The following is a 16,686-nucleotide window of genomic DNA, read 5'->3' as shown; positions in this document are numbered from 1 at the left end:
ACTTAGTTAAGTAGTTGCAAAGTTAAGTAAATTAGTTATGAATAATATTATTATAACAAATGCTAGGCAGAATAATCTCAAAAATGTTTCTCTTCAAATTCCGAAGCATAAAATAACGGTATTTACGGGTATCTCGGGTTCAGGAAAATCATCACTCGTATTTGAAACAATTGGCGCAGAGGCACAACGTCAGATAAATGAAACACAGAATAGTTTTATACGTACACGAATGCAACATTATGGTATACCGGATGTCGATAAGATTGAAAATCTGAATGTCCCCATTATTATCAATCAAAAGAGAATAGGCGGAAATGCGCGTTCAACAGTTGGTACCATAACTGATATCTACGCGTCTTTACGATTGCTATTTTCTAGATTAGGTTCGCCATTTGTAGGTTATTCTAATGTTTTTTCATTTAACAATCCACTCGGCATGTGCCTAAACTGCGAAGGTTTGGGTTATGAGCAAACTATTAATATTAATACTTTAATCAATAAAGAAAAATCCCTAAATGAAGGCGGAATTCAGTTTCCCACTTTTCAACCTGGAGGATGGAGGTTAACTAGATATACCTTGTCAGGATATTTTGATAACGACAAGAAAATAAAAGATTATTCAGATAAAGAATGGGAAATATTACTTTATTCAAAAGAACATAAACCTAAAAACCCAAATAAAGATTGGGGAAAAACAGTGAAATATGAAGGGCTCATACCACGTATTGAAAAAGCATTTTTAAAAAAAGATTCAAAAGAAAATACAACCCGAAAAAATGACCTTCAACACATTACCACAAGCAGAATATGCGCAGTATGCAAAGGTAAAAGATTAAATAAAAAGGTACTCTCCTGTAAAATAAATGGTAAAAACATAGCCGATTGTACTGCTCTTTCAGTTGACGATTTAATGGAATTTATTCAATCGATAAACTCAAACACCTATGATATTATTGTAAAAGAGCTTATTAAGAAATTAAATAATATGATTAACATAGGCCTGCAGTACTTAACCCTCGATAGAAAAACAGATACGCTTTCGGGAGGAGAATCCCAACGGATTAAAATGGTAAAAAGTCTAGGCAATAGTTTAGTGGATCTACTGTATATTTTTGATGAACCGAGCATTGGGCTTCACCCAAAAGATTTACAAAATATTACTTCCATTATTGAACAAATTAGAGATAAAGGTAATACCATTCTGATTGTTGAGCATGATCCAGATTTAGTCAAGATCGCAGATTTGATCATTGATATGGGACCCGGATCAGGAAAAAATGGCGGTGAAGTTATCTATAAAGGAACTTTTAAAGAACTTAAAAATTCATTAGGAAAAACGGGCTTATATTTTGCAAAGAAAACCAAAATTAAAACTGATCCAAAAATTGGAAAAGAATATCTAGAAATTAAGCAAGCGACCTTACATAACTTGAAAGGTATTGATTTAAAAATCCCTAAAAAAATTATGACAGTAGTCACTGGCGTTGCAGGCTCAGGAAAAAGTACATTAATCAGCAAAGTTTTGCCGGATTACTATAAAGATGCAACAATTATCGACCAGTCCTTATTTACAGCTAGTCCCCGGTCAAATTTACTCACTTACTTGAGTCTATCTGATAAGGTCAGAAAATCATTTGCTCGAGCCAATCAGGTTTCTGATAAAAAATTCAGTAGGAACAGTGAGGGCGCCTGTGAAAACTGTAAAGGACTGGGCATGGAGCGGATAGACTTAGCATTTATGGATGACATTGAGCAAGTCTGTGAAGTTTGCTGTGGTTCCGGATTTAATCCCCAAGTATTGGAATATAAATACAAGGGTAAAAATATATTTGATGTACTGAACTTTACTATACCGGAAGCTATACAATTTTTTGATGATCAGATATACCTTGAAAAGTTTGAAATACTTTTAAAATTAGGCTTAGATTATCTCACACTCGGACAACGTATGGATAGCTTTTCTGGGGGAGAAAGACAACGTTTAAAACTCACGAAAGAATTAAACAACACAAATAAAATCATCATTATGGATGAACCCAGTACAGGACTACATCCAAGTGATACGGAAAAGTTACTATCTCTTTTTGAGGAATTAATTGAAAGAAATAACACATTAATTATAGTAGAACATAATTTGGAAATTATTGCTCAGGCAGATTGGATTATCGATATCGGTCCGGGTGCTGGTAAATATGGGGGTAATGTTATTTTTGAAGGTACCGTAGAACAACTTTTAAAAAATAAAAAATCGTACACTGCCGAATATCTCAAAAAACATTTAAAATGGAAATAAAAATAATCGACTATAATTCCCTTTTATTTAACTCTTTGTATTCGTTAAAAACCCGGTGAAATAGAAAAAATAAAAGCCGCAATAATACGGCTTTTATTTTTTGTTAAAATTTAATCCTTATTTCCCCTGTCTGCTTAGAATAGATTCCATCTCAGCCATGACTTTATTAATTTTTGCAATCGTCAAATCAAAAGGTTCAGAAGTATTCATATCCACACCTGCATCGACAAGAAGATCAACAGGATATTTGGTACTTCCCGAAGCTAAGAAATTCAGGTATTTCTGACGATCTGCATCCGTCCCACGCAGGACTTTTTCGGAAAGAGCTGTTGATGCAGTAAAAGATGTCGCATACTGATAAACGTAAAAGTTATAATAAAAATGTGGAATGTAAGACCATTCTGATTTCACATTGTCATCAATGACACAAATATTTTGATCATGACCATAATACTTTTTCGTTAGAGCCAGATACATCGTATCAAAGTCTTCTCCAGTGAGTGCCTCCCCCTTTGCTACTTTATCATGGATCATATATTCGAACTCAGCAAACTGAGTCTGACGGAACAATGTTCCTTTTGCGCCTTCAAGATAATTTCCAAGAATAGCAAGTCTAGTTTCATCGTCCTTTATCTGCTTCAGCATATAATCATTCAATAACTCTTCATTTAAAGTCGAAGCCACTTCTGCAACAAAAATTGAATAATCTGAGTTAGCATAATGTTGCTTCTTATTGGTCAAATAACTATGCATGGTATGTCCCAATTCATGAGTCAGCGTAGACATATCATTGTACTTGCCGTTATAATTCATGAGGATATACGGATGTACATCGTACCCAGAACCATTAGAATATGCACCTGACCTTTTTCCTTCGTTAGGATACATGTCAATCCATCTTTCTTCGAATGCTTTTTTGGAAACTTCTATATAATCAGTCCCTAAAGGCTTCAAAGATTTTAAAATATTCTCTTCAGCTTCTTCTACCGTATAAGATAAATCGACTTTCGCAACCAAAGGAGCATAAAGATCATAATAATGCAGTGTATCCACTCCCATCATGCGTTTACGGAGGTTTAAATAACGATGAAAGGTCTTCAAATTTCCATTTACATTTTTTATAAGATTATGAAAAACATCTGTCGGAATATTACCGCCATCTAATGCCATTTTTAAGGTACTGTCGTAGTTTCGGGCTTTTGTTGCAAACAATGCCGCATTGATATTTCCATATAACTGCGCTCCAAATGTTCTTTGAAACTCATTCAGTTTACCAAAATAAGTGGCAAATGCTTTACTGCGAACTCCCCGGTCTTCACTCGCTCTATATAATGCAAAATTAGCAGCGTTAAGCTTTACGCGTTCACCGTTCAAATCGACCTCCGGATATGGAAACTCAGCATTTATAAAGGTGCTATAGATATTGGCAGCATTACCGGACATTAAAGAAGAATATGCCAATACTTTTTCAACTTCCTCAGAACCTCTATGGGCGCGTTTGCGAAGTAAATCTGTCAGGTAAAACTTATAAGTTACCAACGCTTTTTCTTTTGCCAAAAATGCGCTAAGCTGATTTTCTTTTAAAGTCAGCAATTCCGGTTCCAGGTATGAAGTCAAAGCGCCATATTCTGAAAAAAGCTGTTGCAATTCTTGATTCATCCCTGCATACTTAGTTACTCGGGTATCTTGATCAGCTTTCATCGAAGCATAAGATGAGAGACGAGCCATATCCTTGATAAGCGAACTATTCAGCTCTAATGCTTGCAATAAAACGTTCGCAGATTGTGTAAGCTTACCTTTGTATGAAGCCGCTTCTTTCATCTTTTGTTGTAAACGTTCCTTTTCTGTTTTCCAAACGTCATCTGTAGCATAAAGATGAGACAAATCCCATTTATATTTTTCAGGTAATTCTTCGCGAACTTTCATCTGACTTACTGCAATTGTTGTTGAGAACAGCATCACCGTTGTGATCAATTGTGTTTTTTTACGCATAATGTATGTAAATAGTGTTCCCAATTTACAAAACATCTTTTAGATTTTTATAGCACCAACAAGATCAGTCCATAAATTTATAGTGTAAACCATATCAGATTATAAATAAAGACACATAACATTAGAAGACGAATAATAATTGGAAACCGTTTACTCCAGCACAGTTTTTTCAAAAACGACTTCATTACCTAGATTTCAATAAAATAAACAGATAAATTTTATTAAACCTGATTATCATCAATATGGTAGTAGATTATTTAATCAAAAGCAGTATAATTTCAGACTTGACACAAATCATCATTGTAAGTCCACGAATTTATTTTTTCTAACATAGAAGTGGGATTAGTTTTAGGAAATACGTGCACACCACCATTTCGTTTAAATTCTTTAATCTCGCAAAAATCTGTAGTAGCTGTATATCCAAAAAGCTTAATTGATGGAAATCTTGCCGATATTTCACTAGCAGCAGCTACGCCTCCCATATTTGGCATATGAAAGTCAATGATACAAACTTCAGGTAACTCATCCTCGAATTCCAATCTTTTAATCAAATCTAGTCCATCACCGCAGATAAAGAAAAGATCAAAAACAGTATCTCTTTCGATGAGTAATTGTATCATATTTTGTTGAAATATACTATCATCTGTAAAAGCGAGTTTAATTGGATGATTCCTCATGTTTGTTTTTATTTCTATTAACTTATTCACGACAAAATTACCAACGTTCCTCCAGCTACAATACCATTATATCTTCTTAAATTATCACATGAAGACCAATTTTAAATGGATTGATATTAAAAAGCTTGTGTTTTCATATCATCTTTTCAGTATAAAATATTGAGATTTAAAAAAGTGATCCTACTTTATCTGTATCTTAAACAAAGAGGGGCAGCATAGTTTTTAACTAAAAAATATTCTTTTGACCTTTTTTTAAAGACCAACTTTCCTTACCTCTGTCAACTGGGATATCAATTATAAAATGTACAAGTTTTCGCATAAATGGTACATTTTATTCAGAACTTATTTGACTAAATTTGCTCATGAAACAATTGATTTTCAACACTTATCATCACTTATTTAATACCTATGCAACATCTTATCTTACTTTTTTCATTCATTTTCCTGAACTCCTGTAATAACGATATGAATACTCATCCACAAACGAACTTACTGGAGGCAGTCCAGAAAAATCAATTGCTATTCGTTGAAGAGGAATTGAAAAAGGGTGCAAACGTTAATTTAACTGATAAAAATGGAAAATCCTTATTACTGATCGCAACACATAATAATAACTTTGAGATGGCAAAGTTATTGGTATCTTACAAAGCAGATGTGAATCAACAAGATAAAATTCAAGATAGTCCTTTTTTATATGCAGGAGCGGCAGGACACCTAAAACTTGTACAGCTCTATCTATCTCATGGAGCTCGATTTGATGTATTCAACAGGTATAATGGAACAGCCCTAATACCTGCCAGCGAACGCGGACATCTGGAGGTTGTGAAATTACTGGCCAACACAAAAGGATTTCCTATTAATCACGTCAATAGGTTAGGTTGGACCGCATTAATGGAAGCAGTAATCCTAGGTGATGGCACTCAAAAATTTGTCAACGTAATCCAAACACTGATTGATGCAGGTTGCAATATAAATATTGCTGATCATGATAAAAAAACCCCATTAGCACATGCTAAAGCCAAGGGGTATTCGGACATTGTTCAGCTACTAGAGAAAACGTCCAAAAAATAAAAATCAGCTTATATCAAGTTTACTGAATATTAAAACAAAGAAGGGTTTGACTTTATAAATAGCCAAACCCTTCTTATATTTTACATATATAAATTGAAAAAATACGCATTAACTGTTTTTTAAATAATCCCTTAAGACGTATTGTAAAATACCATTATTTTTGTAATATTCAATTTCAATAGCTGAATCCATCCGGGCCTGAACCTTAAATTCGGTTATTTTCCCATTCCGATGTATTGCTTTCACATCCAAAAGCTTATGAGGTTTTAGATTATCCGCAATTCCTGTAATATCAAAAACTTCAGTACCATCCAAACCTAAAGTGGCGGTATTTTGTCCATCAATGAAAACTAATGGGGCAACCCCCATACCAACAAGATTGCTGCGGTGTATCCTTTCAAAACTCTCTGCAATAACAGCTTTTACACCTAATAAATAAGCACCTTTTGCCGCCCAGTCACGAGATGAGCCAGACCCGTACTCCTTTCCAGCCAATACAATCAGTGGTGTATGCGTTTTCTGATATTCCATAGCCGTTTCATAAACTGTCTTTACCTCACCACTTGGAAAGTATATACTGAAACCGCCTTCTTGATCTACAATTTTATTTTTAATACGCACATTGGCAAAGGTTCCGCGCATCATGACTTCATGATTACCACGACGGGAACCGTAAGAATTGAAATCAGCTTTATTCACACCATGTTCTGCTAAATATTTTCCTGCGGCACTATCTTCACGGAAAGAGCCTGCTGGCGAAATATGGTCAGTTGTAACCGAATCACCTAAATACAGTAATACACGAGCACCTGTAATATTAGCCACTGGATCAGGATTTACCTGAAGGTTTTCAAAAAAAGGAGCTTCTTTAATATAAGTCGAACTTTTATTCCATTCAAAACGCTCGGCTAGATTTACTTCTAAATTTTTCCAGTCTTCAGAGCCATCAAAGATCACATCATAGACTTCCTGAAAATCGCTTTGTTTGACACAGTCATTGACTGTCTGGACGATTTCCTCACGGCTTGGCCATATATCTTTCAGATACACGGGATTTCCATTTGGATCGTACGACAGTGGATCATTTATCAGATCAACATCGACCCTCCCTACTAAAGCGTATGCAACCACTAGCATTGGCGACATGAGAAAATTCATTTTTACCTGAGGGTGTACCCTAGCTTCAAAATTTCGGTTACCCGAAAGTACAGAGGCCACCACCAATTCTCCTTTATCTACGGCTTCCGCAATATGCGGAGGTAATGGACCAGAATTTCCAATACAAGAAGTACATCCATATCCCACAGTATGAAAGCGAAGAGCTTCCAGATCAGTACTCAAACCTGAACGCTCTAAGTACTGTGTCACGACTTTTGATCCTGGTGCTAGTGAAGTTTTTACCCATGATTTCGTACGCAATCCTTTTTCTATGGCATTTCTTGCCAACAATCCAGCGCCGATCATAACAGCTGGATTAGAAGTATTGGTACAGCTCGTAATAGCGGCAATAACAATACTACCATCGCTCAAAATAAATTCCTGGTTTTTATATTTAATTCGAACAGCCTGCATTGTATCCTGAACAACCTCCATTGTAGAATCTGTATTTTTTGGAACTTTACCAAAAGTAAATTCTGTTCCAGAACCGCCGTCAGCTAGCCATGCCGATTCTTTTCTCTGATTCGGAAGACTATAATTACGCTGGTATTCCTGTTGCAACAGATTAGCAAACTGGCTACCAAGATCCTTAGCCAAGATTTTATCCTGCGGCCGCTTTGGACCCGAAACCGTTGGTTCTAATGTCGATAAATCAAATTCAACAATTGAAGAAAAATTAATTTCTTCGTGACCAGTTCTCCACAATAGGTTTTCTTTGCTGTATTCTTCTACGATCCTGATGTGTTCTGCTGTACGATTGGTTGTTTGCATGTACTCCAACGTCCGTTCGTCGATAGGAAAATAAGTAATCGTACACCCGAATTCTGGAGACATATTAGCAATAGTCGCTCTATCCGTAACTGTTAAATGGTCCAGACCATCTCCAAAAAGTTCAACAAACTTTCCTACTACACCTTTATCACGAAGTACTTTAGTAATCGATAATACCATATCGGTAGCCGTACAGATATCCGGTATTTTCCCGGTCAATTTTAATCCAATCACTTCCGGGCAAGTAAAAAATATAGGCTGTCCCAGCATAGCAGCCTCCGCTTCTATACCGCCGGCTCCCCATCCTACTACACCCAGACCATTCACCATAGGCGTGTGCGAATCCGTACCAACCAAGGTGTCCGGAAACAACCATCCCTCGCGTTCAATAATCCCCTTAGCAAGATATTCAAGATTGACCTGATGACAAATTCCCATCCCCGGAGGAACTACGGTAAAGTTTTTCAATCCATGCTGTGCCCATTTGAGCAATTCATAACGTTCCTGATTACGTTGGTATTCCAGTTCAACATTTTTTCCGTAAGAATAATCTGTTCCATAATAATCCACCTGCACAGAGTGGTCAATCACCAAGTCAACTGGAATTGCAGGGTTGATCTTTTGACCATCTTTTCCATGACGTACATATTCAGCCCGGAGCGAGGCCATATCGACTACAGCGGGAACACCAGTAAAATCTTGCATCAGAATACGAGCTGGCTTAAAAGGAATGTCCTTATCGACAGGAGCTGGTGTCCAGTTGATGAGTGTATGAATATGTTCGTCGGTAATGCTAAAACCATCGTAATTCCGCAGCACATTTTCAAGCAAAATGCGGATACTAAAAGGAAGATGACTTACAGAGCCTTCAGGAAGATTTTTAAGCGAACAATAATGATAGCTTTTCCCGTTTATACTTATTGACTTTAAAGATTTGGCGTTCGTTGTACTCATATTGACACGTTTTGTTGGTACATAAATCTACCTAATTAACTATTGAGAAGCAAAACAAATAACAACGAATAGAATATTAAGTTTTAATAGATTACTAAAGAGTAGAAATGTTACACTCATTATTTAAACTCACAGTCGCATTTTCAAAATGAATGAGAAAAATATAAGATCTAGCCGAGTAGTGAAAAACTAACGATAATATATGTTACATACTAAAACTGTACATAGTTGGGGATAATAAGAACCAATAATCTATCCTATTCGAAATCAAGACATCAATGCTTTAAACATGATTACAACTATGAAAGGAAAATGCACGCGAATAAACCGTTAGATGTAGGACTAAAAACAGTGAAAATATTTTAATTAACCTTACACCTACAGAGAAGTCAAATACAAGTTATTATTTTATTATTAACTTTCCGTTTTATTTGAATGACAAACCCACTTATAGATAGCTATATGACATTTGGACTATTTGAAACCCTAGCTTTTGCCTGTCTTGTTTTGATTTTAGGATTTTTTATTGTTAAAAAAATAAATTTCCTGAGAAACTACAATATACCAGAACCTGTTGTAGGAGGGTTTGTCGTTGCAATTGTCCTTTACATCTTGCATGCGACAATGGGTATCAATTTTACCTTTGAAGGTTCGCTTCAGACCACCATGATGCTTTTCTTTTTTACTTCAATTGGTTTAAGTGCAGAATTCGATAAATTAAAAAAAGGAGGAAAACCACTTTTGATATTCGTTTTTCTAACAGGATCTTTCATGATCGTTCAAAATGTTTTTGGGATATCCGTGGCATCTCTGCTAGGCATTGATCCTAGTTATGGACTTATTGCCGGATCTATTACCTTAACAGGGGGACATGGTACTGGTGCGGCATGGGCCCAAAATCTCACCGATATATTCCAAATAAATGGAGCGATGGAGCTCGCAATGGCATGTGCTACCTATGGTCTGGTCATGGGTGGTCTCATCGGTGGCCCCGTAGCAAAAGTGCTTTTAAAAAAGAAGAATATCCAACCTACAAAAATTATTCAAGAAAGAGGAGTGCCAATTGAAATGTTCGAAAACCCTGATTCAAACCGAAGAATCAATGTTCGCAATATGATTGAAACCCTGACTATGTTTGCAATTTGTCTAGCATTGGGACATTTATTGTATGAATATTGCAAAGGTTCATGGTTGGAACTTCCAAATTTTGTATGGTGCCTTTTTGTAGGTGTTATTATTCGCAATACCATTAGCAGATCGTCCAGTTATATTGTAAATGATCATGCTGTAGATGTACTTGGCAATACCGGTTTATATCTATTTTTGACCATTGCACTAATGTCCTTACAGCTTTGGCAATTACAGGGCCTTGCTTCACAAGTTTTAGTTATATTGATCTTACAAACAGTACTTATGGTACTATTTGCAATGTTCATTACTTTCAGAGTAATGGGAAGCGATTATGACGCTATAGTGCTCAGTGCTGGACATTGTGGTTTTGGACTAGGCGCAACGCCGACGGCTGTTGCGAATATGCAATCGATCACCGACAAATATGGGCCGTCCCACAAAGCGTTTCTAATCGTACCCATGGTAGGTGCATTCTTTGTTGATATATTAAATAACTTGTTTATTAAATTATTTGTAAGTTACCTATCCTAAAAATTTTATTAATAATCTAACAATTCCATTCGAAGCAACATTTAATTATAATAAAAACGTAATTGCACATGATCCATGTTTTCAATTATTTATCTTCCAGTTTAGGGAAAACAGATGAGTCAGCCAATATTTCATTGGCAAAACAAATCGTCAGCGCAGAGGACAATGAAGCTATTAAAGAATTAATTCAATTATTACAAAGCAAAAACAAAAGGATCCAACACGATTGCATCAAAGTTCTTTACGAAATTGGGTACTTATCCCCTATTATGATAGCGGCATACTATTTGGATTTTATCACGCTGTTAACAAGTAAGGATAACCGCTTACAGTGGAGAGCTATGACAGCACTGGATGCTATTCTTCTATTACAACATGAAGCTATTTTCCCGCTCCTACCACAACTAATTGCTATTGCTGAACAAGGTTCTGTTATTACAAGGGATAAATGTATTGCTATATTAATCAAATACTTATCATTGGAGCATGAAGATGTATTTCCGTTATTACATGAACAGTTACTAAAATGCCCGCCCAATCAGCTTCCAATGTACGCGGAACAGGCTTTAAAAGTTGTTCCAAGACAATATAAAACTGACCTAAGCAAAATGCTCACAAAGCGCTTAGACGGTGTCGAAAAGGAATCCAAAAAAACAAGAATTAGAAAAATAATCAAAAAACTCCAAGAGTAATCTAATAATACTTAACTTTCCGGACTATTTAATAATTTCAATTTATCCAACATATGAATAGTCCGGGTCAAATTCCTTTCAACAGCTTTATCAGCCTGAATAGACTGGATGATACCTCCATTTATGTACAACTGGCACAACAAGTCATTCAGGCCATTCAGCGCGGTTTTATACCTATCGGAACAAAACTGCCCGGAAGTAGGCAGCTGGCGCAAACACTATCTATACATCGCAATACAGTAGTTGCTGCATTACAGGAGCTCGAATCACAGGGTTGGATTGAAACCAAACCAAATGTAGGATCATATGTACTTCGAAATACGTCCAAAGCAAGGAAAAATAGTGAATTTTCGCAAACAATAATCCAGAATCAGTATGCAGACCAAACTGGTTATGATTTTGAAAAAAGTACCATATTAGAAAATCCTTTTGAAACCTCTACATGTATCTTAAAATTTGATGACGGCATTCCTGATAGTAGACTATCTCCTTTGCAACAGCTTTCTAAGTTTTATACCGCAAATCTAAAACGAAAAAAGAACACTAAATACCTAGGATATTCAGATCAAAAAAGACCAGCCACATTTCGAGAACAGTTGTGCAATTTTTTAAATCAAAGTAGAGGTCTGCATATCCAACCTAAAAATCTATTGATCACACGGTCTGTTGAGATGAGCACCTATATCATTGCTCAAACCTTACTACAGGCAAACGATTTAGTCATTGTAGGACAACCAAGTTATTTTGCAATAAACATGATCTTCCAACAGGCCGGGGCTAGAATTAAATCCATTCCAGTAGATCATGAAGGAATTGTTGTCGAATCTCTTGAACAGATCTGTCTTACACAAAAGATCAGATTGCTTTATCTGACACCGCATCATCACTATCCCACGACAGTGACACTTAGTCAGCAAAGAAGAACGATCGTATTAGCACTCGCTTCAAAATATGGTTTTGCCGTCATTGAGGACGATTACGATTATGACTTCCATTATGATGATGCCCCCCTTCTCCCTATGGCAACTGTGGATTATGATGGGATGGTTATTTATACAGGAAGCTTTGGTAAATCATTAGCGCCTGGTTTCCGTACAGGTTTTATCGTCGCACCTGAAAACCTAATCAAAGAATTACAAAAGTTATTAAATATCATGGATCATCAAGGTGACTTTGTCATGGAGCAAGTATTAAGTGATCTAATTGAAGAAGGTGAAATACATCGCTATTTAAAAAAATCAGTCAAACTGTATAAAGAAAGACGCAATTATATGAGTTATTTACTCGCCCGTGAATTACATGAATATGTCGACTTCGATATTCCTGCCGGCGGTCTTGCTTTATGGACCAACTGGAAAAAAGATATCAACTTAATTCATTTACAGAAGCAATGCGCAAAAGCAAATCTATTTCTTCCAAAAACACTCTTATATCAAGCTAAAGATATGACCGCAATCCGAATTGGTTTCGGCAATCTTACTGAATCGGAAATGGAAAATAGTGTGACCATTCTTCGAGACTCATTAATGACAATAAAATAGAAGCATGCTATTTTTCATCTTTAAATCCCTAATTTTGATCTAAATTTTTCAATATGAGTCACCCCATTCCTGCAATTGAGTCTACTCCTGCTACGGCTTTTCAACGTTTATTAGATGTTTTATATACACTTCGGGTAGCTTGCCCGTGGGATAAGAAACAGACCATGCAGTCCTTACGTCATCTAACCATCGAAGAGTTGTATGAACTTACAGACGCTATCTTAGATGAAGATTACCCCGAAATCAAAAAAGAACTAGGAGATGTTATGATGCACCTGGTCTTTTATGCACGTATAGCAGAAGAGGAAAACCGTTTTACGATAGTAGATGTACTCAATAGCATTTGCGATAAATTAATCAGCCGTCACCCCCATGTCTATGGCGATATTGATGTAGAAAATGAAGAACAGGTTAAACAGAATTGGGAGACCCTCAAATTAAAAGAAGGAAACAAATCTGTTTTATCCGGCGTACCTAAAGGTCTGCCTGCTTTAGTTAAAGCCTATCGTATACAGGATAAGGTACGTGGTGTAGGGTTTGATTGGGAAGATAAAAAAGAAGTATGGGCAAAAGTAGAAGAAGAACTAGCGGAGTTCAAAGCTGAATATGACATTAATAAACCCGAAGAGTCAGATTTAAATAAGGCTGAGGCCGAATTTGGTGATTTGCTTTTTTCATTAATCAATTATGCACGTCACATTGGCATCAATCCTGAAAATGCACTGGAACGAACCAATAAAAAATTCATTAGCCGCTTCACCTACCTTGAGCAAAGAGCTAATCAAAATGGACAAAATCTCCAAGACATGACACTGGAAGAAATGGATATTTATTGGAATGAAGCTAAAAAATTAAGCTAATTATAAATAGAAGTTTATTTTTCATAACAGATCCGAAACATCCTGCTATAAAGAAATTAAAGCTCGATCTTGTACCGCACTATTATACAGTACAAGATCGAGCTTGCTCATGATAGCTTAAAAGCTAATATTAATTTTGTCTCTTAATTTCTTCCAAAGATTCAAGTTCATTTAAATCAAAAGGAGTCTCTTGATAAACATAGTAATTCAACCAGTTATTAAATAGCAAATTCGCATGACCAGACCACCTTACTAATGGTGACTGTGCTGGATCATTATTTAAATAATAATTATCTGGCACCTCAATTTCTAATCCTTTCTCCACATCACGCATATATTCAGTATGTAAAGTAAGTGGAGCATATTCTGAATGACCAGTTAAATAAAATTCACGTCCACCTCGTGATGATAGTATCGCAAGACCTGCTTCAGGAGATTCAGACAAAAGCTCAATTTCTGGTTTATCTTCAATTTCAGATTTTAAAATTGTCGTATGTCTACTGTGCGGGATAAAATACTCATCATCAAAACCTCTAAATAGAGGATTAGCTTTATCTAAAGTAGTATGTTTGTATACTCCAAACAGTTTCTCCGCTAATGGTGTTTTTTCAACGCCGTAAAAATGATAAAGTGCCGCTTGCGATGCCCAACAAATATAAAGTGTAGACGTCACGTGCTTTTTTGCCCAATCAAAAATACGAGTCACTTCATCCCAGTAGTTAACCTCTTCAAATGGCATCATCTCTACTGGAGCACCTGTAATGATCATCCCATCATAGTACTGATCTTCCACTGCAGAAAACGATTTATAGAACATTTCCAAGTGTTCTTGAGGTGTGTTTTTAGACATGTGAGTATCTAATCTCAAAAACTCCACTTCTACTTGCAAAGGATTATTAGACAGCAACCGGATAAAATCAGTTTCTGTTGTAATTTTCAAAGGCATTAAATTCAAAATTAGAACCTTCATCGGACGGATATCCTGTTCGTTGGCTCTAAGATCACTCATCACAAAAATATTTTCTTTTTTTAATAGCTCAATAGCTGGCAAATTATCTGGTATTTTGACTGGCATATGCTTCCTCCCTCACCTTGGTTTAGTTTGGGCATAAAGATAAAAAAATTTAAATGAGTTATCTCACCCATCGTTGATAATAGCTATAATAAATAGAATTAGAACTGATTTTAAAACAGACCGATACATCCTTAAAATTATGATTTCCATTGCTCAAAAACACTTAAAACCACTAATATTACGATAAAACACAACTCTTTAGGCGATTTAAGAGCTACCATCGAATATTAAAAACACATCTACCAGAAAAAAAAACTTGACACAGGAATGAAAATCTGCCCCCCATTCTTTATAAATCATAATACCTCCCAACATAAATTTTATTACTTTTTAAAACCTTTCTCAGGAACGATAGTTGTATGATAAGAATACATTAAACACTCTTAATTATGAACCTATTACAAAATTGGAAAAAAGATATCCCGGCGAGTATTGTTGTGTTTTTTGTTGCTCTACCACTCTGTTTAGGAGTCGCTCTAGCGAGTGGGGCGCCTGTTTTCTCCGGAATTATCGCGGGAATTATAGGCGGTATCCTTGTAGGACTGCTATCAAAATCTACCATAGGAGTATCAGGACCAGCGGCAGGCCTAGTGGTCATCGTCTATACCGCTATCACAGACCTAGGGGCATACAATATCTTTTTAGTCGCAGTGGTTATAGCCGGTTTAATACAGATTGTTCTTGGATTATTAAAAGCAGGCGTAATTGGATATTACTTCCCTTCATCCGTTATTAAGGGTATGTTATGTGCTATCGGTATATCTATTTTCCTAAAACAGATTCCGTTGGCATTCGGATACACAGAGAAATTTTCGTTCAAAAATTTTGATGCATCTTATATTACTACCGGAGCTATAATCATGACAATTATTTCCTTAGCCATACTTATTATATGGGATAATTTTCTTGGTAAAAAATCCAACTTCTTCAAATTGTTACCAGGCTCCCTTATTGCTGTAATTGTTGGTATTATTTACCAGATCACGATTGGAGATACAAACCATGAAGTATTTTCTATTGATCAGGACCTCCTGGTCAAAGTACCTGTACCTGAAACAGTAACCGACTTCCTGGGACAATTTACACTACCCGATTTCGCAAATGGAATAGCAAATCCAATGGTATGGCAAATTGCATTTACCATCGCCATTGTAGCCTCTTTAGAATCCTTATTATCCGTAGAAGCTACCGATAAATTAGATCCACTAAAACGTCAGACACCAACCAACAGAGAGCTAATAGCACAAGGAATAGGTAATTCATTTTCAGGTTTAATAGGTGGGCTTCCTATTACACAAGTTATCGTTCGGTCATCAGCTAATGCGATGAGTGGCGGAGTGTCAAAACTATCAACTATAGTTCATGGTCTCTTGCTTGTACTCAGTGTGATCTCCATTCCTGCATTCCTTAATTTAATCCCTAATGCAGTTTTAGCAGCAATACTATTGGTTATCGGTTACAAATTAGGCAACCCAAAACAATTCTTGGACATGAAAAAATTAGGAAAAGATCAATTAATTCCATTTGTAGTCACAGTAGTTGGTATACTCACTACAGATCTCCTTAAAGGTATTATTGTCGGTTTAGTTGTAGCAGTAGTTGTGTCACTTATCAAATCCTATAATAATTCCCATGTTATGCTGGTCAAGGAAGGAAACGTTTTTCATATGAATTTTGCAGAAGAGGTAACTTTTGTCAATAGAGGAGCGATCGTAAAAGAATTAGATGGATTACAGCCTGGTTCTTACTTAGAATTAGACGTGCGCAAAACCAAAATATTAGATTACGATATCATTGAGTATTTAGATGAATTTAAAGTAAAAGCAAAAAACAACAATATCAACATAAAACTTATTTCCGAACGAGGAACAGTGGACAACCCCGACTCGTTTAGAGAATTCTTCGGATATGTATTAGTTGGTAGTGCTCATTAAAACACC

At 36.0% G+C, this 16,686-nt stretch carries 11 protein-coding genes; 7 read left to right on the top strand and 4 right to left on the bottom strand.

What is annotated here, in order from left to right; genetic code table 11:
• Nucleotides 1-37 precede the first annotated feature (37 nt).
• Entirely contained in the window at nt 38-2,293 is a 2,256-nt protein-coding gene (locus EDF66_RS07355) for an ATP-binding cassette domain-containing protein (RefSeq protein ID WP_132841641.1), read from the top strand.
• Between the two features lie 117 nt (nt 2,294-2,410).
• On the opposite strand, the gene pepF is transcribed toward EDF66_RS07355, so the two are convergent.
• Both pepF and EDF66_RS07345 read right to left on the bottom strand, forming a co-directional pair.
• Nucleotides 2,411-4,285, bottom strand: coding sequence for an oligoendopeptidase F (gene pepF / locus EDF66_RS07350; protein ID WP_207898519.1), 1,875 nt, complete (start codon nt 4,283-4,285; stop codon nt 2,411-2,413).
• A 278-nt stretch (nt 4,286-4,563) separates the two neighbouring features.
• Nucleotides 4,564-4,962: a response regulator gene (locus EDF66_RS07345; protein WP_132841637.1), complete on the bottom strand. Its 399-nt coding sequence runs from the start codon at nt 4,960-4,962 to the stop codon at nt 4,564-4,566.
• 408 nt (nt 4,963-5,370) lie between these two features.
• Between EDF66_RS07345 and EDF66_RS07340 the strand changes: the two genes are divergently transcribed.
• Entirely contained in the window at nt 5,371-6,033 is a 663-nt protein-coding gene (locus EDF66_RS07340; RefSeq protein ID WP_132841636.1) for an ankyrin repeat domain-containing protein, read from the top strand.
• A 108-nt stretch (nt 6,034-6,141) separates the two neighbouring features.
• On the opposite strand, the gene acnA is transcribed toward EDF66_RS07340, so the two are convergent.
• Nucleotides 6,142-8,916, bottom strand: a complete 2,775-nt coding sequence (gene acnA, locus EDF66_RS07335) for an aconitate hydratase AcnA (protein WP_132841634.1) — start codon at nt 8,914-8,916, stop codon at nt 6,142-6,144.
• A gap of 462 nt (nt 8,917-9,378) precedes the next feature.
• Between acnA and gltS the strand changes: the two genes are divergently transcribed.
• The 4 genes from gltS (at nt 9,379) to mazG (ending at nt 13,671) form a co-directional block, all read left to right on the top strand.
• Entirely contained in the window at nt 9,379-10,578 is a 1,200-nt protein-coding gene (gene gltS / locus EDF66_RS07330; protein WP_132841632.1) for a sodium/glutamate symporter, read from the top strand.
• A gap of 68 nt (nt 10,579-10,646) precedes the next feature.
• Nucleotides 10,647-11,270, top strand: coding sequence for a hypothetical protein (locus tag EDF66_RS07325; protein WP_132841630.1), 624 nt, complete (start codon nt 10,647-10,649; stop codon nt 11,268-11,270).
• 53 nt (nt 11,271-11,323) lie between these two features.
• Nucleotides 11,324-12,811, top strand: coding sequence for a PLP-dependent aminotransferase family protein (locus tag EDF66_RS07320; RefSeq protein WP_132841628.1), 1,488 nt, complete (start codon nt 11,324-11,326; stop codon nt 12,809-12,811).
• Nucleotides 12,812-12,864: 53 nt separating this feature from the next.
• The gene (mazG, locus tag EDF66_RS07315) at nt 12,865-13,671 is read left to right on the top strand and encodes a nucleoside triphosphate pyrophosphohydrolase (protein ID WP_132841626.1); all 807 of its coding nucleotides are present in this window, start codon (nt 12,865-12,867) and stop codon (nt 13,669-13,671) included.
• A gap of 130 nt (nt 13,672-13,801) precedes the next feature.
• Here mazG and metA read toward each other — a convergent pair whose 3' ends face one another.
• Complete coding sequence (metA, locus tag EDF66_RS07310; RefSeq protein WP_132841624.1) at nt 13,802-14,746, bottom strand: homoserine O-succinyltransferase; 945 nt, start codon at nt 14,744-14,746, stop codon at nt 13,802-13,804.
• 389 nt (nt 14,747-15,135) lie between these two features.
• Between metA and EDF66_RS07305 the strand changes: the two genes are divergently transcribed.
• The gene (locus EDF66_RS07305) at nt 15,136-16,680 is read left to right on the top strand and encodes a SulP family inorganic anion transporter (protein WP_132841622.1); all 1,545 of its coding nucleotides are present in this window, start codon (nt 15,136-15,138) and stop codon (nt 16,678-16,680) included.
• Nucleotides 16,681-16,686 lie beyond the last annotated feature (6 nt).

The sequence above is a fragment of the Sphingobacterium sp. JUb20 genome (assembly GCF_004342035.1).
Taxonomy (GTDB): domain Bacteria; phylum Bacteroidota; class Bacteroidia; order Sphingobacteriales; family Sphingobacteriaceae; genus Sphingobacterium; species Sphingobacterium anhuiense.
The sequence above is the reverse complement of the archived record's forward strand: the minus strand, read 5'-3'. Positions and strand labels throughout refer to the sequence as shown.

Excerpts from the sequence above, each read along its gene's own strand:
- EDF66_RS07340 (WP_132841636.1), top strand. The coding sequence starts at position 5,371 with ATGCAACATCTTATCTTACTTTTTTCATTCATTTTCCTGAACTCCTGT.
- mazG (WP_132841626.1), top strand. The coding sequence starts at position 12,865 with ATGAGTCACCCCATTCCTGCAATTGAGTCTACTCCTGCTACGGCTTTT.
- EDF66_RS07325 (WP_132841630.1), top strand. The coding sequence starts at position 10,647 with ATGATCCATGTTTTCAATTATTTATCTTCCAGTTTAGGGAAAACAGAT.
- pepF (WP_207898519.1), bottom strand. The coding sequence starts at position 4,285 with ATGCGTAAAAAAACACAATTGATCACAACGGTGATGCTGTTCTCAACA.
- EDF66_RS07320 (WP_132841628.1), top strand. The coding sequence starts at position 11,324 with ATGAATAGTCCGGGTCAAATTCCTTTCAACAGCTTTATCAGCCTGAAT.
- EDF66_RS07305 (WP_132841622.1), top strand. The coding sequence starts at position 15,136 with ATGAACCTATTACAAAATTGGAAAAAAGATATCCCGGCGAGTATTGTT.
- metA (WP_132841624.1), bottom strand. The coding sequence starts at position 14,746 with ATGCCAGTCAAAATACCAGATAATTTGCCAGCTATTGAGCTATTAAAA.
- acnA (WP_132841634.1), bottom strand. The coding sequence starts at position 8,916 with ATGAGTACAACGAACGCCAAATCTTTAAAGTCAATAAGTATAAACGGG.
- EDF66_RS07355 (WP_132841641.1), top strand. The coding sequence starts at position 38 with ATGAATAATATTATTATAACAAATGCTAGGCAGAATAATCTCAAAAAT.
- EDF66_RS07345 (WP_132841637.1), bottom strand. The coding sequence starts at position 4,962 with ATGAGGAATCATCCAATTAAACTCGCTTTTACAGATGATAGTATATTT.
- gltS (WP_132841632.1), top strand. The coding sequence starts at position 9,379 with ATGACATTTGGACTATTTGAAACCCTAGCTTTTGCCTGTCTTGTTTTG.